The sequence below is a fragment of the Streptomyces sp. LS1784 genome, assembly GCF_020103755.1.
GTDB lineage: Bacteria > Actinomycetota > Actinomycetes > Streptomycetales > Streptomycetaceae > Kitasatospora.
Window position 1 is genome coordinate 1 of sequence record NZ_JAHSQD010000058.1, and the last position, 25,769, is coordinate 25,769.

Sequence of the window (25,769 nt, forward strand, 5' to 3'; positions counted from 1 at the left end):
GAAGCTGCGCGACGGGCCGGAGCGGCCCCGCACCGCCTGTGGGATCGGCCACAGGCCACGGCGCGCGGACACCCCCGCGCGCGGGGCGCGCGCGCCGCCCGCACGGTTCGTAGGCCCAACCCGCGTACGACTCCTGACGGCACGCCCGCAACCGTTCCGATCGGCCGAAACCCGCTGCACGCCCCGCGCTCCGGCGCCCGTGCCCGCCCCCGGCCCGTCGACGCCGGGCGGTGCCCGTGGATAGGGTCGGATCCCATGGCTGGCAGAGCGCCGGGCACACCGCCCCAGACGACTGCGACGAGGCCCGGCGCCGCCCCGGCGTCCGAGTCCGTGACGGCCCGGTTGCGCAAGAGGGTCCGCCGGGTCCGCCGAAGGCTGCGCACGGCCGGTGTGGACTACTTCCGCGGCGGCGCCGCCGACTGGCCCGTGCTCTGCGCGCTCGCCCTGCTCGTCCCGCTGCTGATCCTGCTCAACATCTGGTTCCCCGACTGGGCCCCGCCCACCTCCCTGGTCCTGCCGATCCTGGCCGGCGCCCTGCTGCTGCGCCCCGGCAGCCTGGTGGTGCTCTACGCGCTGGCCGCGCTCGGCCTCTCCTCCGAGTCCGTGATCCACACCGGCCAGCGGGTCGCCAGCGACAACCCCGAGGCCTACCTCTACGGCGTGACGCCGGGCGCGGCCCTGGTGGTCGGCGCCGCCGGGGTGGGCGGCCTGCTGCTCGCCCAGTTCCGGGCCCGGGTGGGAGTGCCCTGGTGGGGCGGATCCACCATGCTGTTCGACCTGCGCGAGCGGCTGCGGGTGCAGAGCCGGGTGCCCGAGCTGCCGGACGGCTGGCACGCGGACATGGCGCTGCGCCCGGCCGGCGGCCAGTCCTTCTCCGGGGACTTCGTGGTCGCCGCCCGCACCGGCCCCGGCCAGCGGCTGCTGGAGGTGGTCCTCGCGGACGTCTCCGGCAAGGGCATGGACGCCGGCTCCCGCGCACTGCTGCTCTCCGGCGCCTTCGGCGGACTGGTCGGCTCGCTGCCCGCGCACGACTTCCTGCCCGCCGCCAACGGCTACCTGCTGCGCCAGTCCTGGGAGGAGGGCTTCGCCACCGCCGTCCACCTGGTGCTGGACCTGGACACCGGTGAGTACGAGCTGCTCTCCGCCGGGCACCTGCCGGGCATGCAGCGGCTCGCCGGGGAGGGGCGCTGGGAGGTCAAGCAGGCCGACGGCCCGCTGCTGGGGATCTACGACGGTGCCAAGTTCGAGGGCGTGCGCGGCCGACTGAACCGGGGCGACGTGCTGATGCTGTGCACCGACGGCATGGTCGAGGCGCCGGGCCGGGACCTCGCGGAGGGCATGGACCGGCTGATGGGGGAGGCGGACCGGCTGGTGCCCGGCGGCGGACCCGGCACGGGCACGGGTGCCGCGGCCGCGCTGATCGAGACGGTCGCCCGGGACATCAACGACGACCGCGCGGTGCTGCTGATCTGGCGCGACTGACGCCCCCGCCCGGCACATGCCGCGGGCAGCCGCCGCTGTCAAGCCTGGTAGCTGATCTTCAGCCAAATCGGACGCCCCGTCGACTGACCGGACCAGCGGCTTCCGTTACCCGCCCATGGCCGTTTCCCGGCCGCTCAGCACGGCCCCGCCGACGATTCGTCAGGACGGCTCCGCTATCGTCCCGGTCGGCGGAAACTCGTCTCGCATCGCAGGATATCGGCGTTGGGCTGACTGTCAGACCTTTACGCAATCGGCACGGTCGACCACACTGAGTCCGGGCGGGACTGTTCAGGATTCGGGGGATGGGGGCGTCAGGTGCGACACGACAGACAGCGGTCGACCGTGGGCTCCCTCACCGGCGGTGTGCCGGACGGTCCGCGATTCCGCCTCGGGACCGTCGGACAGACCGGGGTCCGGCTTTCGCAGGTGCCGCCGGGCGGTGGCACCCCGCTATGAAAACGAGGAAGTGAGTCCGGGTGGCACTCTCCGTCTCCGCACTGGTCCTGTTCGCGATCCTGTGCATCATTTTCATCCGCAACAAGCAGATGAAGATCCCGCACGCGATCGTCGCCGCCCTGTTCGGCTTCATGCTCCACGAGACCACGGTCGCGACCTCGATCAACTCGCTGCTGGCCAACCTCGCGCACAGCATCTCCGGCATCACCGGCGGCTGATCCGGCCGGGCCGTCCGCACCCCTGGCGAGGGGTCACCGGCCGGCCCGTCTGGCCTCCCGCCAGCGAGCGAACAGTCCCCGGGGGCGTGCCGCCGCCGGGGCCGGGACACGCATCGGTGCGGGTGCCCCGGCACCCGCCTGCGCGGTCCGCCCCGGCATGGTCGGTTCGGCCGTCAACAGGACGAACAGCCGTGCCCAGCACAGTCGTTCCCCCCGTGGCCAGTCCAGGGCGCGCAGCGCCGCCGACGCCGCCTCCGACACCTCGCCGCCCACCCGGACCTCGGCGACGTCGTCCCCCGCCTTCCCGCCCAGGAAGAGCTTGACGCCCACCGGCCCGGGCCCGGTCAACTCCCCGCGCAGCGCGGGCGCCAGCGCCGGCAGCACCCGGTGCTCGGCCAGCCAGCCCGCCAGCCGCTCGTTGCCGAAGCCGAACACCGCGGCCGGCCCCTGCACCGCGTGCCAGCCCGGGAGTTCGGGCAGGTCCGGGCGGTCGGCGTGCACCCCGCGGCCGTCAGCCAGCTCGACCAGCACCGAGGCGGTGGTGGTCGCCCACATCTTCACCGCGTTGGCGAGCTTCTCCTCCTCGGTCTTGCCGAGGCCCGCCGCGCAGTCCCACACCACCGGGGCGTCCGCCCGGCCCAGGTGCAGCACGAAGCCGAGGTCCACGTGCCCGGCGCCGTCGTCCCCGGGGTGCTCGCGGACCGCCACCGCCGTGGTGCCGGGGCCGCGGACCACCTCGCCCTCCGGGTGGAACACCTGGCCCAGTCGCGCCATCTCCCGCACCACACAGCGCTGTATGACGGCCAGTCGCTCCTGCGGACGCACCGGGACTCCTCCACCTCGGGAGCGCGGCAGCTGAGGTCGCGCTCGAACTGCGCTCGAACGCCGCCGAGGCTATCGGCCCGGCAGCCAGCCGGGAAACCGTTCGGGCCCCGCGGTCCTCCGGTCGCGAAAAAGTCCCGAATGCACCATTTTGGGCAGCGGAACCTGAAGGCCGTCCGCCCGGAGGACCCGCATGCCCCGCGCCACCGCCCCGCCCCCGCCCGTCCTCCTCGCCCCCGGGCCGCCCCCGTTCGGCCCCGCCGGCTCCGGGCTGGTCGCCGAGATCGAGGCCTACCTCGCCTCGCTGCCCGCCCCCGCGCGCACCCCGCTGCCGTACGCCTGCCCGTACGGCAGCGCCCTGCGGCCCTGGCAGGCCGGCCACCCCGAGCCCAGGGCCACCCTGCTCGACCGGGCGCTGGGCCGAAGCGCCCGCCCCGTCCCGGTCAGCGCGGCCGACCACCTCAGGCTCGCCTCCCGTTACATCGGGGCGCACGGCTGGCTCCAGGGTGCGATGTGGGACGCGGCCGGCCGGGTCTGCCTGCTCGGCGCGCAGGCCGCCGTCCTGGCGCACGGCTACGGCACCCCGGCCACCGTGCGCACCGCCCGGGTCCAGCTGATGGAGGTGCTGCACGCCACCGGCCGCCCGGCGCGCTCCCCGGACGAGTACAACGACCGCCCGACCACCCGGGAGAGTGATGTCCACCGGTTGCTGGACGGGGCTGCCGCCCGGGCCGCCCGGCTCGGGCTCTGAGACCCGGGTTCCGGGGGCCGGGAGCTGCAGGGGCCCGGAAACGCCGACGGCCCCGGTGTGCTGGGCACACCGGGGCCGGACCGGAGAGCGGGCGACGAGAATCGAACTCGCGTGACTAGTTTGGAAGACTAGGGCTCTACCATTGAGCTACGCCCGCACGACCCCCCAGCCGTGACCGGCCGGAAGTTCGGGGAACAGCGTACCTGGTCCGGCCGCCCGAGTGCACACCGCATTGCGCACACCCCCCGCGCGCCCGCGCGGTATGTGTCGTTGTCGCGCCCGCGCGGATCAAGTCGGCGAGCCGTGCAGGCCCGGCGTGTACGCTTCCTCTCGGCACCACGGGGTGTGGCGCAGTTTGGTAGCGCGTCCGCTTTGGGAGCGGAAGGCCGTCGGTTCGAATCCGGTCACCCCGACAGTGCGGCAGGGTCTCGCCCACCGGGGCGGGGCCCTGTTCTGTGTCGAAGCTTCCTGACGGCGATACGGTGGCGTCTGGCGTCCGCCTTTCGTGGTACCGGTAGGATGGGGCGCTGGCGGTAGTCCCTGTGGCGTCCACCCAGGTCAACCGCACGAGGGCGAGGAGTCAAGCTCACCGTCCACCCCACGGGAGATGCAGCTCCAACCGCCCATCGCCCGTCTCGTCCGACCCCTTTTCCGGCTCCGGCCGGGTGACGGGGACGGGCGGAGACAACCTGACCGCAAGCCCATAGGAGACCTAACCGTGAAGAGCGCCGTCGAGACTCTGAACCCGACCCGGGTTCGACTCACCGTCGAGGTGCCCTTCGAGGAGCTCAAGCCCAGCCTCGACGCGGCGTACAAGAAGATCAACCAGCAGGTCTCGGTCCCGGGCTTCCGCAAGGGCAAGATCCCGAACCGGGTCATCGACCAGCGCTTCGGCCGTGGCGCCGTGCTGGAGGAGGCCGTCAACGACGCCCTGCCGCGCTTCTACACGCAGGCCGTCGACGAGGGCAAGATCGAGGTCCTCGGCCAGCCCGACATCACCAACATCGAGGGTGTCGAGACGATCGCCGATGGCGGCGACCTGAAGTTCACCGCCGAGGTGGACGTCCGTCCCGAGATCACCCTGCCGGAGTTCTCCTCCATCGAGGTGACCGTCGACCCGATCGCCGTTTCCGACGAGGACATCGAGAAGTCGCTGGAGCAGCTGCGCGAGCGCTTCTCGTCGGTCAAGGACGTCGAGCGCGCCGCCGCTGCCGGCGACATCGTGGTCGTGGACCTGGTCGCCAAGGTCGACGGCGAGGTGCCGGAGGACGGCACCGCCAGCGGCGTCAGCTACGAGATCGGCTCGGGCCGCCTGATCGACGGCATCGACGAGGCCGTCGTCGGCCTGTCCGCCGGCGAGGACAAGACCTTCGAGACCGAGCTCAAGGGTGGCACCCAGGCGGGCAAGACCTCCGAGGTCACCGTCACCGTCACCGCCGTCCAGGAGAAGGAGCTGCCCGAGCTGGACGACGAGTTCGCCCAGCTGGCCAGCGAGTTCGACACCCTGGAGGACCTGCGCGCCGACTCCCGCAAGCGCCTGGAGCGCATGAAGGAGTACGACCAGGCCACCCAGGCCCAGGAGAAGGTCCTGGACGCGCTGCTCGCCCTGGTCGAGATCGAGTACCCCGAGAAGCTCCTCAAGGACGAGGTCGAGACCCGCAAGCACAACGTGGAGCACCACCAGCTCCAGCCGATGGGCCTCACCATCGACGCGTACCTGGAGACCCAGGGCAAGACCCGCGAGGAGTGGGACGCGGAGATCGAGGAGCAGGCGAAGAAGGGCATCAAGACCCAGTTCGTCCTGGACCAGATCGTCGCCAACGAGGAGCTGGGTGTTAACCAGGAGGAGCTGACCGAGCACCTCATCCGCCGCGCCGCCGGCTCCGGCCTCACCCCGGACCAGTTCGCCCAGCAGGTCGTCCAGGGCGGCCAGGTTCCGCTGCTGGTCGGCGAGGTCGCCCGCGGCAAGGCGCTGGCCACCGTGGTCGAGGCCGCCAAGGTCGTCGACACCGAGGGCAACGAGGTCAACTTCGACGACGAGGACGAGACGGCCGAGACCGTCGAGGCCGCCGCCGAGGAGACCGCCGCCGAGGAGAAGACCGAGGCCTGAGCGCCCCGGTAGCCCCCTTCAGGCTGCATCGGGCCCGGACGCCGTACGGTGTCCGGGCCCGCTGTCGTCCCGTCGGCGGCCGCCGCGACCCTGCGCTCACAGCGAACAGTTCTGCGTGAGGGATTCTGCGGCCCGGCCTGCGCGTTAGGGTCCTTGGACAGCAACAATCACGACGTGATACCCGGACGCTGTGCGACACCGCGACGGCCGTGGAGCGACCGTCCAAATCGACTGAGCAGGTGGCTAAGTGACGTTCCCGCAGATGCAGATGCCTGGCCCGATGGCGCCGCACGCCGCCGCTGGTGACGTGCTCGGCGGCCTTGGCGACCAGGTCTACAACCGGCTGCTCAACGAGCGGATCATCTTCCTCGGCCAGGCGGTCGACGACGACATCGCCAACAAGATCACCGCGCAGCTGCTGCTGCTGGCCGCGGACCCGGACAAGGACATCTTCCTCTACATCAACTCCCCGGGCGGCTCGATCTCGGCCGGCATGGCGATCTACGACACCATGCAGTACATCAAGAACGACGTCGTCACCATCGCGATGGGCATGGCGGCCTCGATGGGCCAGTTCCTGCTCACCGCGGGCGCCCCGGGCAAGCGCTTCTCGCTGCCGAACTCCACGATCCTGATGCACCAGCCCTCCGCGGGCCTCGGCGGTTCCGCCACCGACATCCGGATCCAGGCCGAGCAGCTGCTCCGCACCAAGAAGCGGATGTCCGAGCTGATCGCCCACCACAGCGGCCAGTCCTTCGAGCAGATCACCGCCGACTCCGACCGCGACCGCTGGTTCACCCCGGAGGAGGCCCTGGAGTACGGCCTCGTCGACGCGATCATGCACAGCGCCGCGGACGTCCCCGGCGGCGGCGGCACGGGCGCTGCCTGAGCCTCGGCCCGGCCCGCGAGACCACAGCCCAACGCCCCGGAGGACAAGGACCCCCATGAACATCCCCAGCCTGTCGGCCGCCAAGGCCCGCGTCGAGGACATGCGCGCCGAGGGCCGCTACATCGTCCCGCGCTTCGTCGAGCGCACCACGCAGGGCATCCGCGAGTACGACCCGTACGCCAAGCTGTTCGAGGAGCGCATCATCTTCCTCGGCTCGCAGGTCGACGACGTCTCGGCGAACGACATCATGGCGCAGCTGCTGTGCCTGGAGTCGATGGACCCGGACCGCGAGATCCAGATGTACATCAACTCGCCCGGCGGCTCGTTCACGGCCCTGACGGCCATCTACGACACGATGCAGTACGTGAAGCCGGACATCACCACGGTCTGCATGGGCCAGGCGGCCTCCGCCGCGGCCGTGCTGCTCGCCGCCGGCACCCCCGGCAAGCGGATGGCGCTGCCGAACGCCCGCATCCTGATCCACCAGCCGTACACCGAGACCGGCCGCGGCCAGGTGTCCGACCTGGAGATCCAGGCCAAGGAGATCTTCCGGATGCGCGAGCAGCTGGAGGAGATGCTCTCCAAGCACTCCAACAAGACGGCGGAGCAGGTGCGCGACGACATCGAGCGCGACAAGATCCTCACCGCCGAGGAGGCCGTCGAGTACGGCCTGGTCGACCAGATCATCACCACCCGCAAGACCTCGCTGACCTCCTGAGGTCGGCTCCCTCCCGGCCCCGCGACGGGTCGGAGGGGCCCATCGGGGCGGGGTGTGCACGCGGGTGCGCACCCCGCCCCGGCCCATCGGCGGGCCCGTGCGACGGCATCTGTTCGGTATCAATTCGCCCAGGGCGTAGGGCAGACCTGGCGAAGAGGCCGGAATCGCGGGCCCGGCAGAGTACCGTCGGATAGCGAGACCGAGCGCCGTCGGCGTTGACGGTCCACAGCACCAGGCCCCGGAACCCCTGCGGGGCCCCTGGCGAAGGGGAAGCACCTCGTGGCACGCATCGGAGACGGTGGCGACCTGCTCAAGTGCTCGTTCTGCGGCAAGTCGCAGAAGCAGGTGAAGAAGCTGATCGCCGGCCCAGGCGTGTACATCTGCGACGAGTGCATCGACCTGTGCAACGAGATCATCGAGGAGGAACTCGCCGAGACCTCCGAGGTGCGCTTCGAGGAACTCCCGAAGCCGCGCGAGATCTACGAGTTCCTGGACCAGTACGTGGTCGGTCAGGACCTCGCCAAGAAGGCGCTGTCGGTGGCCGTCTACAACCACTACAAGCGTGTCCAGGCCGGCGAGGCGGGCCGCAGCGGCGGCAACGGCCGCGAGGACGCCATCGAGCTGGCCAAGTCCAACATCCTGCTGCTGGGCCCCACCGGCTCCGGCAAGACGCTGCTGGCGCAGACCCTGGCCCGGATGCTCAACGTGCCGTTCGCGATCGCGGACGCCACCGCGCTGACCGAGGCCGGCTACGTCGGCGAGGACGTCGAGAACATCCTGCTCAAGCTGATCCAGGCGGCCGACTACGACGTCAAGAAGGCCGAGACCGGGATCATCTACATCGACGAGATCGACAAGGTCGCGCGCAAGAGCGAGAACCCGTCGATCACCCGGGACGTCTCCGGCGAGGGCGTGCAGCAGGCCCTGCTGAAGATCCTGGAGGGCACCACCGCCTCGGTGCCGCCGCAGGGCGGGCGCAAGCACCCGCACCAGGAGTTCATCCAGATCGACACCACCAACGTGCTGTTCATCGTCGGCGGTGCGTTCGCCGGCCTGGAGCGGATCATCGAGGGCCGCGCGGGTGCCAAGGGCATCGGCTTCGGTGCCAACATCCGCTCCAAGCGGGAGTCGGACGCCAGCGACCACTTCCGCCAGGTGATGCCCGAGGACCTGGTGAAGTTCGGCATGATCCCCGAGTTCATCGGCCGTCTGCCGGTGATCACCAGCGTGCACAACCTGGACCGCGAGGCGCTGCTCCAGATCCTCACCGAGCCGCGCAACGCGCTGGTCAAGCAGTACCGCAAGCTGTTCGAACTGGACGGCGTGGAGCTGGAGTTCTCCCGGGACGCGCTGGAGGCGATCGCCGACCAGGCGATCCTGCGCGGCACCGGCGCGCGCGGGCTGAGGGCCATCATGGAGGAGGTGCTGATGTCCGTGATGTACGAGGTCCCCTCGCGCCAGGACGTCGCCCGCGTGGTGGTCACCGGCGACGTGGTCTCCAAGCACGCCATCCCCACCCTGGTGCCGCGCGACATGATCAAGCGCGAGCGCCGGGAGAAGAGCGCCTGACCCGAGGCCTTCGCACGAGGAGGGGCCCCGCACCGGATCCGGTGCGGGGCCCCTCCTCGTGCACCGTGTCACCTGGCGACGACCATGGCATCGCGGAGCGCCCTGGTCTTGTCGGCAGCCTGGGACAGGGTGGTGTCCTGGCCGGTGATGTTGCCGCTGCCGTTCAGGTTCACCTTGCTGAAGGTGACCCGGCCGGTGGTGGACCTGTCCGCCCACACGCAGACCGTCGGACCGGGCTTGCCCAGGAGACTGATCACGCCGCAGGAGAGCTTCGCCGAGGAGTTCCTGCTGTCGCGGGCCGGGAAGGCGGTCAGCGGGGTGGTCCAGGTGGTCTCGCCGGTGGTCTTCTTGGCGTCCTCGATGATCTGTCCGGGGTCGTTGAGATCCCCGTAGACGCCGAGCACCGTGAAGGTGTCGAGGTCGGTGCCCCGGCTGTAGCTGGCCGCGATCACGTGGAGGTCCTTGCCGAACTTCGCCGCCTCCGGGTTGTTCGGTTCGACGGTCTTCTCCTCGGCCGACTTCTGGGAGTAGCCGTCCGCGACGCTTTCCGGGGCGGTCATCTTGTACCGGCCGCCCTGGTCGCCGCCGCTGCCGAGGAACTTCCAGGCGGCGAAGCCGCCGCCGCCCAGCACCAGCGCGCCGATCACCAGCCCGATCACCAGGCCGCCCTTGCCCTTCGACTGCGGCGGCGGGTAGCCCGGCTGTCCGTACGGCGCCTGCGGCGGAACGTCGTACGGCTGCGGGGGCGCGCCGTAGGGCTGCGGCGGGCCGTACTGCGGTTGGCCGTACGGGGGCTGGCCGTACTGGGGTTGGCCGTACGGGGGCTGGGGTGCGCCGTAGGGCTGCTGCGGCGGCGGGCCGTACTGCGGCTGGCCCCCGTAGGGCTGCGGCTGTCCCTGCGGGTACTGCTGTCCCTGCGGGTACTGCTGTCCCTGGCCGTACATCTGCGTCCGTGCTCCCCCGCCGCACCCGCGGCCTGTCGTGATGTCGAGTCGTTCCGTGTACGTCCGGTCCACCGGACGAGTGCCCGGGCACGCTACCGCACGGTGCCCGGCCGGGGTCCGGGGGAGCGCGCCGGGCCCGCGCACCGAAAGGGGTTCGTGACCCACGCCTCCGGTTACGTAAACTGTGCGTCGTGACCGACACGACGAACCAGCGCCCCGTGAGCACCTTTGCCGGGGACGAAGCAGCAACCCTCCCGACGACCTACACCCCCGCGGACGTAGAGGGCGAGCTGTACGAGCGCTGGGTGGACCGTGGCTACTTCACCGCGGACGCGAAGAGCGACAAGCCCGCGTACACCATCGTCATCCCCCCGCCGAACGTCACCGGCGTCCTGCACCTGGGCCACGCCTTCCAGCACACGCTGATGGACGCGCTGACCCGCCGCAAGCGCATGCAGGGCTTCGAGACGCTCTGGCTGCCCGGCATGGACCACGCCGGCATCGCCACCCAGAACAAGGTCGAGCAGCAGCTCGCCGAGGCCGGCCTGTCGCGGCACGACCTGGGCCGGGAGGCCTTCGTCGAGAAGGTCTGGGAGTGGAAGAAGAGCTACGGCGGCCGCATCCTCGGCCAGATGCGCCGCCTCGGCGACGGCGTGGACTGGTCGCGCGAGCGCTTCACCATGGACGAGGGCCTGTCCCAGGCCGTCCAGACCATCTTCAAGCGGCTCTTCGACGACGGCCTGATCTACCGCGCCGAGCGCATCATCAACTGGTGCCCGCGCTGTCTCACCGCGCTGTCCGACATCGAGGTGGAGCACGAGGAGGTGCCGGGCGAGCTGGTCTCGATCCGCTACGGCGAGGGCGACGACTCGATCATCGTCGCCACCACCCGCGCCGAGACGATGCTGGGCGACACCGCGGTGGCCGTCCACCCCGAGGACGAGCGCTACAAGCACCTGATCGGCCGGACCATCAAGCTGCCGCTGACCGACCGTGAGATCCCGGTCGTCGCGGACGAGCACGTCGACCCGGAGTTCGGCACCGGCGCCGTCAAGGTGACGCCCGCGCACGACCCGAACGACTTCGCCATCGGCCAGCGCCACGACCTGCCCAACCTGACCGTCATGGACGAGCGCGGTGCGATCACCGTGCACGGCCCCTTCCTCGGCATGGACCGGCTGGAGGCCCGCTCGGCCGTCGTCGGCGCGCTGCGCGAGCAGGGCCGGATCGTCGCCGAGAAGCGCCCGTACATGCACGCGGTCGGCCACTGCTCGCGCTGCCACACGGTGGTCGAGCCGCGGCTGTCGCTGCAGTGGTGGGTCAAGGTCGAGCCGCTGGCCAAGGCCGCCGGCGACGCCGTCCGCGACGGCAAGGTGGAGATCCACCCGAAGGAGCTGGAGCGCCGCTACTTCGACTGGGTCGACAACATGTACGACTGGTGCATCTCGCGCCAGCTCTGGTGGGGCCACCGGATCCCGGTCTGGTACGGCCCCGAGGGCGAGGTCGTCTGCGTCGGTCCGGACGAGCAGCCGCCGACGGGCGAGGGCTGGGTCCAGGACCCGGACGTCCTGGACACCTGGTTCTCCTCCGGCCTGTGGCCGTTCTCCACGCTCGGCTGGCCGGAGCGGACGCCGGACCTGGAGAAGTTCTACCCGACCGACGTTCTGCTGACCGGCCACGACATCATCTTCTTCTGGGTCGCCCGGATGATGATGTTCGGCCTGTACGCGATGGACGGCGAGGCGCCGTTCAAGACCGTCGCCCTGACCGGTCTGGTGCGCGACGAGTTCGGCAAGAAGATGTCGAAGTCCTCCGGCACCGCCGTGGACCCGCTGGACTGGATGGACGCCTACGGCGCCGACGCCGTCCGCTTCACCCTGGCCCGTGGCGCCAACCCGGGCGCCGACGTGCCGATCGGCGAGGACTGGGTCAAGGGTTCGCGCAACTTCTGCAACAAGATCTGGAACGCGACCCGCTTCGCGCTGATGAACGGCGCCACCGTCGAGGGCCCGCTGCCCGCGCCGGAGGAGCTGACCGCGGTCGACCGCTGGATCCTGTCGCGGCTGAACGCCACCGTCGCCGAGGTGGACGCGCTGTACGACGACTACCAGTTCGCCAAGGCCACGGACGCGCTGTACCACTTCGCCTGGGACGAGGTCTTCGACTGGTACGTCGAGCTCTCCAAGACCACCCTGGCCAAGGGCGGTCCGCAGGCGGACGCCTCGCGCCGGGTGCTGGGCGAGGTCCTGGACGTCACCCTGCGGCTGCTGCACCCGGTCGTCCCGTTCGTCACCGAGGCGCTGTGGACGGCGCTCACCGGCGCCGAGTCGCTGGTCGTCACCGAGTGGCCGAAGGGCAGCGGCTACCGCGACGCCGACGCCGAGGCCGAGATCGCCACGCTGCAGCAGGTGGTCACCGAGGTCCGCCGGTTCCGTTCGGATCAGGGCCTCCAGCCCGCGCAGCGCGTTCCGGCCCGGCTGGAGCTGGCCGGCACCGTGCTGGCCGTCCACGAGGACGCGATCCGCTCGCTGCTGCGGCTGACCGCCCCCGAGGAGGGCTTCGCGGCCACCGCCTCGCTGCCGGTGGCCGGTGCCACCGTCGCGCTGGACCTCTCGGGCACCATCGACGTCGCGGCGGAGCGCAAGCGCCTCGCCAAGGACCTCGCGGCCGCCGAGAAGGAGAAGGCCCAGACCACCGCCAAGCTCGGCAACGAGGCGTTCCTCGCCAAGGCACCGGACGAGGTCGTCGCCAAGATCCGGGGCCGCCAGGAGGCCGCCGAGGCCGACATCGCCCGGATCACCGCCCAGCTCGCGGCACTGCCGCAGGGCTGAGCCGCCGGACCCGACTGCAGGGGCCGTACTCCGCGACGCGCGGGGTACGGCCCCTCGGCGTTTTCCTGGACGCTGCTTCCGGGGTCGCTTTCGCTACGCCTAATAGCCCAGCCGCATTGCTCCCTTCCGGCGAATTATCATCCTGCGACCGGGTGGGGTCCTATTCCGAGCGAATTGATTCCGGTCTTGCCCGCGCGCGTTCGCGGAAGTTTGCAGGTCCGCTGTGTACGGTGTGCACGGAGTTTCCGAATGGGCGTTTTTGTCGAGCGTTCCTGCTGAACGACGGACCGGAGGGCATGGCGTGGTGGTGACCGAGGAGTTGGCCGACGAACTGCCTGCCGAGGCGGTCGAGGAGGCCAAGGCCAGGGCGGCGACCCTGCTGCTCGCGTTCCGGCACGGCAACCAGATCGCGTTCGACCACGAGCTGGACCTGCTGTTCGCCGAGCACGCCGAGCGCGAGGTGGCCACCCTGCTCACCTGGATCGCCGCCGAGGCCGTCCGCAAGGCGTACGCCCCCGAGGTCGGTGACAAGGTGCTGCGGGCGATGGCCCGGCGAGCCCCGGCGGACACCGGTGGGGTCGAGGTGGACGAGGAGACCGCGAACGCCGCCCAGCTGATCGAGGCGGTGGCGGCCGGCGAGGTGGCCGAGGTCCGCGGTCTGGTGGCGGCGACCCCGGACACCACCTTCCTGCTCGGCGGTCTGCTGCAGGGCGTCGCGATGATGCTGCCGCTGCTGCCGGAGGGCGAACTGGCCGAGATCACCGCCGAGTTGCGCCGTCGGCGCGGCGGCGCCGCGCACGTGCCGGAGGCCCGGGCCGGGGTCTGAACCCGGCCCGGGCAGTGAAGGGCCACAGCTACGGCATGGCGTGCAGGTGCGAACCGATGGTGCTCGCGACCGGGTTGCCCGCCTTGGTGTCCCAGTTGGTCGACCAGGTCATCGCGCCGCCGATGCCCGGCCACGTGGTGTCCGGCTTGTAGCTGCCGCAGTTGGTGCCGGAGGCCAGGCAGTCCAGCGCGTTGTCGACCGTGCCGGCGGCGACGTACCCGCCGCCCGCGGCGCTGGTGGAGGCCGGCACCCCGAGGCCCACCTGGTCGGGCCGCAGTCCGCCCTTGAGCTGGATGCAGGCCAGCGCGGTGAGGAAGTTCTCGGTGCCCTGCGAGTAGACGTTCCCGTCGCAGCCGTTCATCGCGCCGGAGTTGTAGTACTGCATGTTGACGATGGTGAGGATGTCCTTCACGTTCAGCGCCAGCTTGAAGTGCTCCATGCCGGTCGACTGCATGTCGATCGTCTGCGGCGCCATGGTGAGGACGAATCCGCTCCCCGCCTTTGCCGCCAGGGCGTGCAGCGCCTGGCCCATGTAGGTGGAGCTGATGCCGTTCTCCAGGTCGATGTCGATCCCGTCGAAGCCGTAACTCTGCATCAGCGCCCAGGCGGTGCCGGCGAAGTTCGCGGCGGAGGCGGAATCGCCCACCCAGACCGTGCCGTTCTGCCCGCCGACGGAGAGCACCACTCGTTTCCCGGCCGCCCGCTTGGCCGCGATGTCGGCCTTGAACTGGGCGTCGGTGTAGCCGCCGAGGCGGGAGGAGAGGGTCGGGTCGAGGGTGAAGCTCAGGCCACCGCGGGTGGCGGTGGCGTCCGCGAAGGAGACCGCGATGATGTCGTAGGCGGCCGGGACGTCGCTGATCCGCTGGAGGGTGGCGCCGTTGTCGAAGTTCTGCCAGTAGCCGGTGAGGATGTGCTTGGGCAGGCCCGGGGGCCTGGTCGGGGTCGACGTCGCGGTGGGGGTGGGGCTGCCGGTGTCCGTGGCGGTGGCCGTCGGGCTCGGCGAGGCGGTGGCGGTCGGGCTCGGGGACGGCTGCGGTCCGCCGGGCCCGAGCAGCGAGACGTCGTCGGCGGCGAAGGCCGGCTGCCCGTACCAGCCGTGCAGGTAGACGGTGACGCTGGTGGTGTTCGGGCCGGTGGTGAAGCTCGTGCTCAGCTGGGTCCAGCCGGTGCCGGGGGTCCAGGTGCTCGGATCGGTGCCGCCGGTGCCGCGGGCGCCCAGGTAGACGTACGAGCCCTGGACCCAGGAGCTCAGGGTGTACGAGGAGGAGGGCTTCACCGGGACGGTCTGGGTGCACTCGCCGGTGTCGCCCGCGCCCGGGGTGGACTGCAGGGCGTACGCGCCGGAGTGGGTGGTGGTGCTCTGGACCGTGCCGCTCGAACAGGTCCAGCCGGACAGGTTCCCGGTCTCGAAGCCGCCGTTGGTGATCAGGTCGGTGTCGGCGGCGTGGGCGCCGGTACCGCCCGCCAGGACGAGTCCGCCCAGGCCGATGACCAGGGCGCTCGCTCCGGCGAGCAGGGAGTGGACGGCGCGCGGGCGCCGGTGTCGGGCAGGTGGCATGACTCCGTCTCCAGTGGGGGGAGGCCCGGCGGTGCCTCGTGGGGGAGGAACGCCGTCCGGGGTGTCGATGGTGCGCGTGCGGGAGCTACCGACAACTCAAGTCCCGGTCGGGAACGGAGACTTGCCTCACAAGGTGGAGTAGACCAATTAGGCTGTCAAGAGGACCTGGGCGGGCCGCGGCACGGTCGGGTCCGCGTCGGCCCCTTCCGCCTCGGCGATCGCCGCGGTCAGCGCGGCGATCCGGGCCGAGGCCAGGCCGTCGCCGTACGGGCTCGGGGTGGCCGCCAGCCGGGCGAGCCGTTCGGGGGTGTCGGAGAGCCAGGCGCGGGCCAGGGCGCCCAGCTCCTCGCCGGGCTGCACCAGCGCGGCGAAGCCGGCCGCCATCGCCTCCGGGCGCTCGGTGGAGCGGCGCACCACCAGCAGAGGGCGGCCGAGCACGGTGCACTCCTCCTGCACGCCGCCGGAGTCGGAGACCAGCAGCGCCGCGTGGCTCGCCAGGCCCAGGAAGTCGCCGTAGCCGACCGGGCCGGTGACGGCCAGCCGCTCCAGCAGGCCGTCCAGGCCGAAGCGCTCGACGGCGGCCCGGGTGCGCGGGTGCATCGGGAACAGCACCGGGGTGCCGGCCCGGGCGATCCGGTCCAGCTCGGCGAGCACCGCGCCGAGCGCCTCGGCGGTGTCGGTGTTCTCCGGGCGGTGCACGGTGGCCAGCACGTACCCGTCCGGGCTCAGCCCGTGCGCGGCGAGCAGCGCGGTACGGGCGGCCCCGTCCGGCAGCTGACGGCGGACCACCTCGACGACGGTGTTGCCGGTGAGCTCGATCCGGGCCTCGGCCAGCGACTCGGCGCGCAGGTTGGCGACGTTCTCCCCGGTGGCGGCGCAGAGCAGGTCGGAGACGTGGTCGACCATCACCCGGTTGTGCTCCTCGGGCATCGCCCGGTCGAAGCTGCGCAGACCGGCCTCGACGTGGACCAGCGGGACCTCCCGGGCGTTGGCGGCCAGCGCCCCGGCCAGGGTGGCGTTGGTGTCGCCCTGGACGACCACGGCGGCGGGGCGGTCCTCGGCGAAGGCGGCGTCCAGCTGGCCCAGCGACTGGGCGATCTGGCCGGCCCGGGGGCGGCCGCCGACACCGGTGAGCAGCTCGGGCTCGGGCAGGTCGAGGTCGCGCAGGAAGCGGCCGGACATCGCTTCGTCCCAGTGCTGGCCGGTGTGCACCAGCCGGGTGGCGTCGCCGAGCTCGTGGATCAGCGGGGCGAGCTTGACCAGCTCGGGGCGGGTGCCGAGGACGACGGCGACGCTGGACGGGGGCAGGCACATGCTCATGCGGGGACTCCGGTGGGGCGTGGGGCGGAGGGGCGGCGTGAGGGTGGGGCGGCAGGCTCAGGATTCGAGCGCGGTGGGGGCGCCGAGGGTGACCTTCTCGGCGTTGCGGCGGGTCTTGGCCCAGCCGTTGCGGCCGAGCAGCATCCGGATGGCGGCCCGGGTGGCGACCACGAACAGGTGGTAGGCGTAGAGCCAGACCAGGACGCCCCAGAGCAGGCCGGTGAGCCGGCTGCGGTCGGCGTGGACGAGCCGGCGGTAGGCGAAGCCCCAGAGGACCATCGGGAGTGCGGCGAGCACGAAGGCGAGCAGCATCAGCGGGCCGAACCTGAGCTGGAACTCGGCGGTCTCCGCCGGGAAGAGCACCAGACCCGCGCCGGTGATCCCGAGCGAGAGCGGGAAGAGCAGCACCAGCAGCACGCAGACCACCGGCTGGAGGAAGGTGTACAGCACCTCGGCCTTGCCGGACACCGTGTAGTGCGGCGAGCGCAGCACCCGGCCGGTGTAGCGCAGGCACTGCATGTTGCCCTGGGCCCAGCGGGTGCGCTGGGTGAGGAAGCGGCGCAGCGAGATCAGGCCCTCCTGGGAGACCTGGGCCTCGGTGACGTGGGTGAGCCGCCATCCGGCCAGCCGCAGGTCGAGGCCGGACTCGTAGTCCTCCAGCAGGGCGCGCTCCGGCCAGGGGCGGCCGGCCCGGCCCTCCTCGGCGGTCAGCGAGTCGAGGGCGGAGAGCCGGACGAACTGGCCGTTGCCGCCGAGGCCGACGCTGCCGGTGCGGCGGCGCAGCAGCTGCATGCCGGCGTTGTTGGCCTGGAACTCGACGTCCTGCATCCGCACCAGTGCGCGGGCCAGGGCGTTGGCGGCCCGGCCGCGTCCGGGCAGCGGGAGCTCGTCGTCGGCGTTGCGCATCCGGACGCCGATCTGGACGGCGCCGGTGTCGGGACGGCCGAGCGCCTTGGCGTTGCAGACCTGGGCGAGGGTGCCCGGATCGAGCTGCCCGTCGGCGTCGACCACGCCGATCACCACCCGGGAGCGGTCGGTGCCCTCGGGCAGCCAGGCGGAGATCTCCCGGTAGGCGGCGTTGAGGGCGGCGCCCTTGCCGATCCGGGCGTGTGGGCGGCGGCGCTGGACCAGGTGGACCCGCGGGTCGCGGGCCACCGCGGCGAGCACCAGCTCGCGGGTGGCGTCCTCGCTGTCGTCGTCGATCACCCAGAGGTGGGCCTCGGGCGCGCTGCCCCGCAGGCCGTCCAGGGTCTGGGTGACCACGGCCTCCTCGTCGCGGCAGGGGATCACCAGGTGCCACTGGAAGGCGGCGGGGTCGCCGGGCTCGGCGGGGCGGTTGTGCCGGAAGGCGTGCCGGGAGCCCGCCCAGTACACGAGGAAGCGTCCGAAGACCAGGGTCATGTAGCCGACGAGTGCCAGGGAGATCAGTCCGGCAACCCAGACGACGGCGTCCTGGCGAAGCACGATCCACTCGTGCAGGGCGTCAGGCATGGCGCAATGCTCCTCATGATCAAAGGCTGAAGGCTCCTGTCGGTTGCGAATCGATGCTTCATTGCGGTTCAAATCGCTAAATCGATAGTAAAGGGAGGAAACTAGGTGATCATGGCAAAGAAGGGGCAAAGTGGTCGTTCTCACCCCGTGAGAACGACCCGTCAGGGCTCCGTAGACTGGGGTCGTGAGCGACAAGGCCGACCCGAACCCGTACACCATCCGCCCCGCCGACGGCGGTACCGGCGACGCCCTGCGCGACGCCGAGGTGGAGCTCTCCAAGCGCTGGCCGGAGAACAAGCTGGAGCCCTCGCTCGACCGGATCGAGGCGCTGATGGACATCCTGGGCCAGCCCCAGCGGTCCTTCCCCTCCATCCACGTCACCGGCACCAACGGCAAGACCTCCACCGCCCGGATGATCGAGCAGCTGCTCAACACCTTCGAGCTGCGCACCGGCCGTTACACCAGCCCGCACGTGGAGTCCGTCACCGAGCGGATAAGCCTGGACGGCGCCCCGATCACCCCCGAGCGTTTCGTCGAGGTCTACCGCGACATCGAGCCCTACGTGCAGATGGTCGACGCGGCGCAGCCGGTGCCGATGTCCTTCTTCGAGGTGCTGACCGGCATGGCCTACGCGGCCTTCGCCGACGCCCCGGTGGACGTCGCCGTGGTCGAGGTCGGCATGGGCGGCTCCTGGGACGCCACCAACGTCATCGACGCCGCCGTGGCGGTGATCACCCCGATCGGGCTGGACCACACCGACAAGCTCGGCGAGACCACCGGCGAGATCGCGGTCGAGAAGTCCGGGATCATCAAGTCCGGCTCCGTCGCCGTCGTCGCCCAGCAGCAGCTGGACGCCGCCCAGACCATCCTGCGCCGCGCCGTCGAGGTGGACGCCACGGTCGCCCGCGAGGGCATGGAGTTCGGCGTGATCCGCCGCGAACTCGCCGTCGGCGGCCAGCTGGTGACGCTGCGCGGGCTCGGCGGCGAGGAGTACGAGGACGTCTTCATCCCGCTGCACGGCGAGTACCAGGCGCACAACGCGGCCCTGGCGCTGGCCGCGGTCGAGGCCTTCTTCGGCGTCGGCGGCGCGCGCGGCGGGCAGCTGGACGTGGAGAAGATCCGCCAGGCCTTCTCCGGCGTCTCCTCGCCGGGCCGCCTGGAGGTCGTCCGCCGCAGCCCCACGATCGTCCTGGACGCCGCGCACAACCCGCACGGCGCCCGCGCCACCGTGGCCGCGCTCACCGAGTCCTTCGGCTTCACCCGGCTCGTCGGTGTGATCGGCACCTCCGGGGACAAGGACGTGGCCGGCGTGCTGGAGGCCTTCGAGCCGATCCTGGCCGAGGTCGTCATCACCCAGAACTCCACCCACCGCGCGATGGACGTCGACGCGCTCGCGGCCCTGGCCGTCGAGGTCTTCGGCGAGGACCGCGTCCAGGTCGAGCCCCGGCTCGACGACGCCATCGCCGCCGCCGTCACCCTCGCCGAGGAGGAGGGCGACCTCGGCGGCGCCGGGGTGCTGGTCACCGGTTCGGTCATCACGGTGGGCGAGGCCCGTCTGCTGCTCGGGAGGAAGTGACATGAGGACGCTCTGCTCCTCGACGCTGATCGGCGAAGCGCTGTTGATCATGTTCGCGGCGCTGGTCGCGATGCGGCTCTCCGACGTCTCCAGCGGGGAGATCTGGACGGTCAGCGGCATCGCGATGGCGCTGTGCATCCTGCTCTGCGGCATGATCAACCGCCCTGGTGCGGTGCAGATCGGCTGGGCGCTGCAGATCGGCCTGATCGCCAGCGGCTTCGTCCTGCCGAGCATGTTCGGCCTCGGAGTGGTCTTCGCCGGCCTGTGGTGGTGCTCCGTGCACTACGGCCGCAAGGTGGACGAGTTCAAGGCCGCCCGGGCCGCCGCCGAGGCCGCCGCGGTACAGGTCTGAGGCCCGGACCGGCGGACCGACACGCCGTGTACGCAAGGTAATCTCTGCCTTGTCGGCGCCGCGTGTCGACCCGACTGTCTGCCGAACCGAATCCCCAGGAGACGCACCGTGTCCCAGCGCACTCTCGTCCTGCTCAAGCCCGACGCCGTCCGCCGCGGCCTGGCCGGCGAGATCATCAGCCGCATCGAGCGCAAGGCCGGCTGGCGGTTCGCCGCCATCGAGCTGCGCACCTTCGACCGGGCGACGCTGGAGCAGCACTACGCGGAGCACGTGGGCCGGCCGTTCTACGAGCCGCTGCTGGAGTTCATGACCTCCGGCCCGTCGATCGCGCTGATCGTCGAGGGCGAGGAGGTCGTCAAGGGCATCCGCATGCTGGCCGGCGCCACCAACCCGCTGGAGGCCGGGGCCGGCACCATCCGCGGCGACTACGCAACGATCACCCGCGAGAACCTGATCCACGCCTCCGACTCCCCGGAGTCCGCCGAGCGCGAGATCAAGATCTTCTTCCCCGCGCACGCCTGACCCGGACCGGGCGACACACCCGGCAGGACCAGGGGCGAAGCACCGGGAGGACCGGTGCGGCACACCCGGAGGACGTTCGTACCGCCCCGGTCGGGACCATTGGCCCGGCCGGGGCATTCTTATCGTGAAATAGGGAACTGGGGGCGCCGACACGGCGTCCCAATCCTCGGAGATGCGATCACGCCCCGGACAATGGACGGTATGCCCCACGTCGACGTCCGTACCGCGCGGCGTGACTACGATGGACGCGACTCAAGGGCCCGGTAAGGCAGCTCAGCTGGTCTCCGCCCAAGCGTGGGCGCGCGCATTCGTCCACCCCCCCCATGAACTCCGAGCCCGGGAAGGCACCCACACCCCATGGCGAGCAACCTGTCGTTCATCGGCCGCGACTTGGCGATCGACCTCGGAACAGCCAACACGCTGGTGTACGTCAGGGGCAAGGGCATCGTCCTGAACGAGCCGTCCGTCGTCGCGGTGAACACCAACACCGGCGGGATCCTCGCGGTCGGCTCCGAGGCCAAGAAGATGATCGGCCGCACCCCGGGCAACATCGTCGCCATCCGCCCGCTCAAGGACGGCGTGATCGCCGACTTCGAGATCACCGAGCGGATGCTGCGGTACTTCATCCTCAAGATCCACCGCCGCCGCTACCTGGCCCGCCCCCGCGTCGTGGTCTGCGTGCCCTCCGGCATCACCGGCGTCGAGCGCCGCGCCGTCATCGAGGCCTCCTCGCAGGCCGGCGCCCGCCAGGTGCACATCATCGAGGAGCCGATGGCCGCCGCGATCGGCGCCGGTCTGCCCGTCCACGAGGCCACCGGCAACATGGTCGTCGACATCGGCGGCGGCACCACCGAGGTCGCCGTGATCTCCCTCGGCGGCATCGTCACCGCCCAGTCCATCCGGGTGGCCGGCGACGAGCTGGACAACGCGATCGTCCAGCACATCAAGAAGGAGTACTCGTTGCTCCTGGGCGAGCGCAGCGCCGAGCAGATCAAGATGAGCATCGGCAGCGCCTTCGGCCTGGAGGGCGAGAAGGACGAGCACGCCGAGATCCGCGGCCGCGACCTGGTCAGCGGCCTCCCCAAGACCGTGGTCATCTCCGCCGCCGAGGTCCGCGAGGCCATCGACGAGCCGGTCAACGCGATCATCGACGCGGTCAAGACCACCCTCGACCAGTGCCCGCCCGAGCTGGCCGGCGACGTCATGGACCGGGGCATCGTGCTCACCGGTGGCGGCGCCCTGCTGCGCGGCCTGGACGAGCGGCTGCGCCGCGAGACCGGCATGCCGATCCACATCGCGGAGAACCCGCTCGACTCCGTCGCACTCGGCTCCGGCAAGTGCGTCGAGGAGTTCGAGGCACTCCAGCAGGTACTCGACGCCTCGCCGCGTCGTTGACAGGTCGCCGCACCGCCGGCACCACGCGTCACATCCGACACTCGACCGAACGGGCCGCCACCCGGGCCCCACAGCCCCGGGCGGCGGCCAGGTACGAAGGGGCAGTACCCGCACCGTGAGGGACACACGAGAGAGCCGGCTGCTGCTCATCCTGCTGGTGGCCGTAGCCTTCGCGCTGATCACCGTGGACATCAAGGGCGGTGAGGATTCCCCGCTCGGCCCGGCCCGGCACGCCGCCGCCGGTGTCCTCGGACCCGTCGAGCGCGGAGCCGCCACCGTCGTGGACCCGGTCGCCGACACCGTCCGCGCCATCCGGGACACGGTCACCGACAGCGGCCGCACCGACCAGCTCGCCCGCGAGAACACCGAACTGCGGCAGAAGCTCGCCTCCTCCGACATGGCCACCGGGCGCACCAAGCAGCTGGACGACCTGCTGCGCACCGCCGGCGCCGGCGGATACACCGTCAAGGCCGCCCAGGTCATCGCGATCGGCCCGGCCCAGGGCTTCTCCTGGACCATCACCATCGACGCCGGCAGCGACGACGGCCTCACCCGCGACATGACGGTGATCAACGGTCAGGGCCTGGTCGGCCGGATCACCACCGTCGCCCCGACCACCGCCACCGTGCTGCTCGCCTCCGACCCCGGTTTCTCGGCCGGCACCCGGCTGGAGGGCACCGGCGAGATCGGCTTCGCCTCCGGCGGCGGCGACAGCCCGATGAAGGTCTCCCTGCTCAACGGCAAGGCCCAGGTCAAGGCCGGCGACCGACTGGTCACCTTCGGCTCGCAGAGCGGCCGCCCGTTCGCGCCCGGCGTTCCGATCGGCAAGGTCACCGAGGTCCAGGCCAACGCCGGCCAGCTGACCAAGACCGTCCTGGTCGAGCCCTTCGTCCAGTTCACCCGGCTGGACCTGGTCGGTGTGGTGGTCGTCCCGCCGCGAACCGACCCGCGCGACGCCGTCCTGCCGCCGGCGCCCACCGCGGGCCAGCCGGCCGCCGATCCCGGCCAGGCCCCGGCCTCCGCGCCCGCCTCGCCCGTCAAGCCCACTGGGGGGAACTGAGCCATGCGCCTCGCCCGCATCCCCGTCTCCGCCTGCCTCGTCCTGCTCGGCCTCCTCCTCCAGGTCAGCGTGTTCGGCCGGCTCCAGCTCCCGGGAGCCACCCCGGACATACTGCTGCTCGTCGTGGTCGGTCTGGCCATGGTCTACGGGCCGACCGGCGGCTGCCTGGTCGGCTTCGCCGGCGGCCTGCTGGCCGACCTCGCGCCGCCCTCCGACCACGCGATCGGCCGCTACGCACTGGTGCTCTGCCTGATGGGCTACGGCGCCGGGCTGCTGCGCCCGGACCACGGCCGCCAGCGCTCGGTCGCCGGCTCCCTGCTGGTGGTCGGCGCCGCGGCGGCCGCCTCCACCCTGCTCTACGCGATGGTCGGCGCCCTGGTCGGCGACACCGCGGCCCGGCACGTCGGCCTCGGCGGACTGGTGATCAGCGCCCTGCTCTACGACCTGCTGCTGGCGCCCTTCGTGGTGCCGCTGGTGATGTACCTCGGCCGCCGCTTCGGGCGCGACCCGGTGGCCGCCGCGGACGACGACGAGGGCGGCTCCGGCCTGGGCACGCTGGCCCGCTACCGCACCACCCGCGAGGCCTCGACGGGCCCGACGTACAAGAGGCGGCGCGTGCCCGGCTTCGCCCGCCGCCCGTAACCGGACCGGCCCCGACCACCCGACCTCCCCGCATCCTGGAGCGCACGAGACGTGAGCAACATCCCCGAGACCGGCCGCACCCGAAGGGTGACGATCCGTCTGGTGGTGCTGCAGATCCTGGTGCTGTCGCTGCTCGCCACCCTCGGCGGGCGGCTGTGGTACCTGCAGATCCGCAACGCCAAGGAGTACACCGCGAAGGCGACCGGCAACCACATCCGCGAGGTGGTCGAGCCGGCCGTCCGCGGCGAGATCCTGGACGCCTCCGGACGGGTGCTGGCCGGCAACGAGACCCGGCTGGTGGTCTCGGTCAGCCGCACCTCGCTGCTCCAGCAGAAGGACGGCGGCAAGGCGGTGCTGTCCCGGCTGGCCGAGGTGCTGGGGATGCCCGCCAAGGACGTGCAGGAGAAGGTCCGGCTCTGCGACGCCAAGACCCCGCAGCCCTGCTGGAACGGTTCGCCGTACCAGCCGATCCCGGTCACCAAGGAGGCGACCACTCAGCAGGCGATGCAGATAATGGAGCGCCGCGAGGACTTCCCCGGGGTCACCGCGCAGCCCACCGCCGTGCGCCGCTACACCGGCGCCGAGGGCGCCAACCTGGCCCAGGTGCTCGGCTACCTCTCGCCGGTGACCGACGAGGAGGTCAGCAAGACCGCCGGCAAGAGCGGCCTGGACCGCTACCTGCCGGCCGACCAGATCGGGCGGGCCGGCCTGGAGTCGGTGTACGACCGCGACCTGCGCGGCACCGCGGGCATCACCAAGCTGGAGGTGGACAACCTCGGCCGGGTGATCGGCAACGCCGGCGCCGTCGCCCCGCAGACCGGTGACAACCTGGTCACCAGCATCGACGCCCGGGTGCAGAAGGTGGTCGAGGACAACCTGGCGCAGGCCATGGCCGACGCCCGGAACACCTTCGACAAGGTCACCAGCCGCAACTACGAGGCCGACTCCGGGGCCGCCGTCGTGATGGACGTGCACACCGGGCGGATCGTCGCGATGGCGAGCGCCCCGACGTACGACCCGAACCTCTGGGTGGGCGGCATCAGCGGCAAGGACTACCAGTCGCTGACCAGCAAGGAGTCCAACTTCCCGCTGCTGAACCGGGCCATACAGGGTCAGTCCGCCCCCGGTTCCACCTTCAAGGTCGTCTCCACCACCGCCGCCGTGCAGGCCGGCTACTCGCTGGACGGCCACTACGACTGCCCGAAGAGCATGACCATCGGCGGCCGTGAGTTCAAGAACTTCGAGAGCGAGAACTTCGGCCAGATCTCCCTGGAGAAGGCGCTGGAGGTCTCCTGCGACACCGTCTTCTACGGCCTGGCGTACGACCAGTGGATGAAGGACGGCGGCATCAAGCCGAAGAAGGACCCGGGCGACTGGTTCTTCAAGACCGCCCACCAGTTCGGCCTGGGCGCCAAGACCGGCATCGACCTGCCGTCCGAGGTCCCCGGCCGGGTGCCGGACCGGCAGTGGAAGCAGTCCTTCTACGACAACAACAAGGACGCCTGGTGCGCGCAGGGGCAGAAGGGCGGCAACAGCTACTCCGACCAGATCGCCCGGGAGAACTGCGTCGACGGCTACCAGATGCGTGCCGGTGACGCCGTCAACTTCGCGATCGGTCAGGGCGACACCCTCGTCACCCCGGTCCAGATGGCCCGGATCTACTCGGCGCTGGCCAACGGCGGCACCTTCTACCGGCCGACCGTCGCCAAGGCCGTGGTGAGCCCGAGCGGGGACCTCGTCCGCGAGATCGCCCCGCACGAGGACGCCAAGTTCCCCGGCGACCAGAAGCTGCTCAGCTACATCGACCAGGCCACCGAGGGCGTCATCAAGTCCGGTACCGCGGCCTGGAAGTTCAACGGCTGGCCGCAGGACAAGATCGCGCTGCACGCCAAGACCGGCACCGCCGAGGTCGAGGGCAAGCAGACCACCTCCTGGCTGACCACGTACAGCAAGGACTACGCGGTCGTCATGACGATCAGCCAGGGCGGCACCGGCTCCGGCGGTTCCGGTGACGCCATCCGCCGGATCTACCAGGCGCTGTACGGCGTGGACGACAAGGGCGCCATCGACAACACCAAGGCGCTGCTGCCCGCGCCGCAGGCCGAGCTGCCGAAGTTCAACCCGGACGGCACCGCGATCATCAAGCCGGTCTCGTACGGCGCCGCCCCGGCGTCGGGAGCCCAGGCCCCGGCCGTCGCGCCGGCTCCGGCCCTGCTCGACGCGGCCGCGGCGCAGGC

21 protein-coding genes and 2 tRNA genes are annotated in these 25,769 nt (G+C 71.4%); 17 read left to right on the plus strand and 6 right to left on the minus strand.

Annotated elements, in window-relative coordinates; translation table 11 throughout:
• The first annotated feature begins 342 nt into the window (after nucleotides 1-342).
• Together KS423_RS10220 and KS423_RS10225 are read left to right on the plus strand one after the other, a co-directional pair.
• A complete protein-coding gene (locus KS423_RS10220) occupies nucleotides 343-1,482 on the plus strand; it encodes a PP2C family protein-serine/threonine phosphatase (protein WP_224277468.1) in 1,140 nt (379 codons plus the stop codon).
• A gap of 476 nt (nucleotides 1,483-1,958) precedes the next feature.
• Complete coding sequence (locus tag KS423_RS10225; RefSeq protein WP_049648957.1) at nucleotides 1,959-2,156, plus strand: hypothetical protein; 198 nt, start codon at nucleotides 1,959-1,961, stop codon at nucleotides 2,154-2,156.
• A gap of 33 nt (nucleotides 2,157-2,189) precedes the next feature.
• Here KS423_RS10225 and KS423_RS10230 read toward each other — a convergent pair whose 3' ends face one another.
• A complete protein-coding gene (locus tag KS423_RS10230; protein WP_224277470.1) occupies nucleotides 2,190-2,981 on the minus strand; it encodes a DUF6348 family protein in 792 nt (263 codons plus the stop codon).
• Nucleotides 2,982-3,171: 190 nt separating this feature from the next.
• Here KS423_RS10230 and KS423_RS10235 point away from each other — a divergent pair, with 190 nt between their 5' ends.
• Nucleotides 3,172-3,729, plus strand: coding sequence for a hypothetical protein (locus KS423_RS10235; protein ID WP_224277472.1), 558 nt, complete (start codon nucleotides 3,172-3,174; stop codon nucleotides 3,727-3,729).
• A gap of 86 nt (nucleotides 3,730-3,815) precedes the next feature.
• Here KS423_RS10235 and KS423_RS10240 read toward each other — a convergent pair.
• Nucleotides 3,816-3,886 (minus strand) — tRNA-Gly (locus tag KS423_RS10240).
• Between the two features lie 182 nt (nucleotides 3,887-4,068).
• Between KS423_RS10240 and KS423_RS10245 the strand changes: the two genes are divergently transcribed.
• The 5 genes from KS423_RS10245 (at nucleotide 4,069) to clpX (ending at nucleotide 9,015) form a co-directional block, all read left to right on the plus strand.
• A tRNA-Pro gene (locus tag KS423_RS10245) sits at nucleotides 4,069-4,142 on the plus strand.
• Nucleotides 4,143-4,447: 305 nt separating this feature from the next.
• On the plus strand, nucleotides 4,448-5,839 hold the full coding sequence (gene tig, locus KS423_RS10250) for a trigger factor (RefSeq protein ID WP_224277474.1): 1,392 nt from the start codon (nucleotides 4,448-4,450) through the stop codon (nucleotides 5,837-5,839).
• Between the two features lie 268 nt (nucleotides 5,840-6,107).
• A complete protein-coding gene (locus KS423_RS10255) occupies nucleotides 6,108-6,728 on the plus strand; it encodes an ATP-dependent Clp protease proteolytic subunit (RefSeq protein ID WP_374119933.1) in 621 nt (206 codons plus the stop codon).
• Nucleotides 6,729-6,783: 55 nt separating this feature from the next.
• Entirely contained in the window at nucleotides 6,784-7,446 is a 663-nt protein-coding gene (locus KS423_RS10260; protein ID WP_224277476.1) for an ATP-dependent Clp protease proteolytic subunit, read from the plus strand.
• Between the two features lie 279 nt (nucleotides 7,447-7,725).
• Complete coding sequence (clpX, locus tag KS423_RS10265; protein WP_045696864.1) at nucleotides 7,726-9,015, plus strand: ATP-dependent Clp protease ATP-binding subunit ClpX; 1,290 nt, start codon at nucleotides 7,726-7,728, stop codon at nucleotides 9,013-9,015.
• A gap of 68 nt (nucleotides 9,016-9,083) precedes the next feature.
• Here clpX and KS423_RS10270 read toward each other — a convergent pair whose 3' ends face one another.
• The gene (locus KS423_RS10270) at nucleotides 9,084-9,959 is read right to left on the minus strand and encodes a hypothetical protein (RefSeq protein WP_224277478.1); all 876 of its coding nucleotides are present in this window, start codon (nucleotides 9,957-9,959) and stop codon (nucleotides 9,084-9,086) included.
• A gap of 191 nt (nucleotides 9,960-10,150) precedes the next feature.
• Here KS423_RS10270 and KS423_RS10275 point away from each other — a divergent pair, with 191 nt between their 5' ends.
• Nucleotides 10,151-12,790 (plus strand): valine--tRNA ligase, encoded by a 2,640-nt coding sequence (locus KS423_RS10275; RefSeq protein ID WP_308020164.1) that lies wholly within the window; start codon nucleotides 10,151-10,153, stop codon nucleotides 12,788-12,790.
• A gap of 301 nt (nucleotides 12,791-13,091) precedes the next feature.
• A complete protein-coding gene (locus KS423_RS10280) occupies nucleotides 13,092-13,616 on the plus strand; it encodes a hypothetical protein (protein ID WP_224277480.1) in 525 nt (174 codons plus the stop codon).
• Nucleotides 13,617-13,644: 28 nt separating this feature from the next.
• On the opposite strand, the gene KS423_RS10285 is transcribed toward KS423_RS10280, so the two are convergent.
• The 3 genes from KS423_RS10285 to KS423_RS10295 all read right to left on the minus strand — a co-directional run bounded on the left by KS423_RS10285 (nucleotide 13,645) and on the right by KS423_RS10295 (nucleotide 17,985).
• Nucleotides 13,645-15,174, minus strand: a complete 1,530-nt coding sequence (locus tag KS423_RS10285) for a chitinase (protein ID WP_224277482.1) — start codon at nucleotides 15,172-15,174, stop codon at nucleotides 13,645-13,647.
• Nucleotides 15,175-15,321: 147 nt separating this feature from the next.
• Nucleotides 15,322-16,488, minus strand: a complete 1,167-nt coding sequence (wecB, locus tag KS423_RS10290; RefSeq protein ID WP_224277502.1) for a non-hydrolyzing UDP-N-acetylglucosamine 2-epimerase — start codon at nucleotides 16,486-16,488, stop codon at nucleotides 15,322-15,324.
• 63 nt (nucleotides 16,489-16,551) lie between these two features.
• Nucleotides 16,552-17,985: a glycosyltransferase family 2 protein gene (locus KS423_RS10295; protein WP_224277484.1), complete on the minus strand. Its 1,434-nt coding sequence runs from the start codon at nucleotides 17,983-17,985 to the stop codon at nucleotides 16,552-16,554.
• A 184-nt stretch (nucleotides 17,986-18,169) separates the two neighbouring features.
• On the opposite strand from KS423_RS10295, the gene KS423_RS10300 reads away from it, so the two are divergent.
• The 7 genes from KS423_RS10300 to mrdA all read left to right on the plus strand — a co-directional run.
• Nucleotides 18,170-19,561 (plus strand): folylpolyglutamate synthase/dihydrofolate synthase family protein, encoded by a 1,392-nt coding sequence (locus tag KS423_RS10300; RefSeq protein WP_374119932.1) that lies wholly within the window; start codon nucleotides 18,170-18,172, stop codon nucleotides 19,559-19,561.
• Nucleotide 19,562: 1 nt separating this feature from the next.
• Complete coding sequence (locus tag KS423_RS10305) at nucleotides 19,563-19,913, plus strand: DUF4233 domain-containing protein (protein ID WP_224277486.1); 351 nt, start codon at nucleotides 19,563-19,565, stop codon at nucleotides 19,911-19,913.
• A gap of 108 nt (nucleotides 19,914-20,021) precedes the next feature.
• Nucleotides 20,022-20,435, plus strand: coding sequence for a nucleoside-diphosphate kinase (ndk, locus tag KS423_RS10310; RefSeq protein WP_224277488.1), 414 nt, complete (start codon nucleotides 20,022-20,024; stop codon nucleotides 20,433-20,435).
• A gap of 369 nt (nucleotides 20,436-20,804) precedes the next feature.
• A complete protein-coding gene (locus tag KS423_RS10315; protein WP_308020165.1) occupies nucleotides 20,805-21,830 on the plus strand; it encodes a rod shape-determining protein in 1,026 nt (341 codons plus the stop codon).
• 115 nt (nucleotides 21,831-21,945) lie between these two features.
• Entirely contained in the window at nucleotides 21,946-22,890 is a 945-nt protein-coding gene (mreC, locus tag KS423_RS10320; protein ID WP_224277492.1) for a rod shape-determining protein MreC, read from the plus strand.
• Nucleotides 22,891-22,893: 3 nt separating this feature from the next.
• A complete protein-coding gene (gene mreD, locus KS423_RS10325; protein WP_224277494.1) occupies nucleotides 22,894-23,532 on the plus strand; it encodes a rod shape-determining protein MreD in 639 nt (212 codons plus the stop codon).
• A gap of 51 nt (nucleotides 23,533-23,583) precedes the next feature.
• The coding region (gene mrdA / locus KS423_RS10330) for a penicillin-binding protein 2 (protein ID WP_224277496.1) at nucleotides 23,584-25,769 on the plus strand (2,186 nt) is incomplete at its 3' end.

Excerpts from the sequence above, each read along its gene's own strand:
- KS423_RS10235 (WP_224277472.1), top strand. The coding sequence starts at position 3,172 with ATGCCCCGCGCCACCGCCCCGCCCCCGCCCGTCCTCCTCGCCCCCGGG.
- KS423_RS10255 (WP_374119933.1), top strand. The coding sequence starts at position 6,108 with ATGCCTGGCCCGATGGCGCCGCACGCCGCCGCTGGTGACGTGCTCGGC.
- KS423_RS10260 (WP_224277476.1), top strand. The coding sequence starts at position 6,784 with ATGAACATCCCCAGCCTGTCGGCCGCCAAGGCCCGCGTCGAGGACATG.
- KS423_RS10270 (WP_224277478.1), bottom strand. The coding sequence starts at position 9,959 with ATGTACGGCCAGGGACAGCAGTACCCGCAGGGACAGCAGTACCCGCAG.
- KS423_RS10285 (WP_224277482.1), bottom strand. The coding sequence starts at position 15,174 with ATGCCACCTGCCCGACACCGGCGCCCGCGCGCCGTCCACTCCCTGCTC.
- wecB (WP_224277502.1), bottom strand. The coding sequence starts at position 16,488 with ATGTGCCTGCCCCCGTCCAGCGTCGCCGTCGTCCTCGGCACCCGCCCC.
- KS423_RS10295 (WP_224277484.1), bottom strand. The coding sequence starts at position 17,985 with ATGCCTGACGCCCTGCACGAGTGGATCGTGCTTCGCCAGGACGCCGTC.
- KS423_RS10305 (WP_224277486.1), top strand. The coding sequence starts at position 19,563 with ATGAGGACGCTCTGCTCCTCGACGCTGATCGGCGAAGCGCTGTTGATC.
- mreD (WP_224277494.1), top strand. The coding sequence starts at position 22,894 with ATGCGCCTCGCCCGCATCCCCGTCTCCGCCTGCCTCGTCCTGCTCGGC.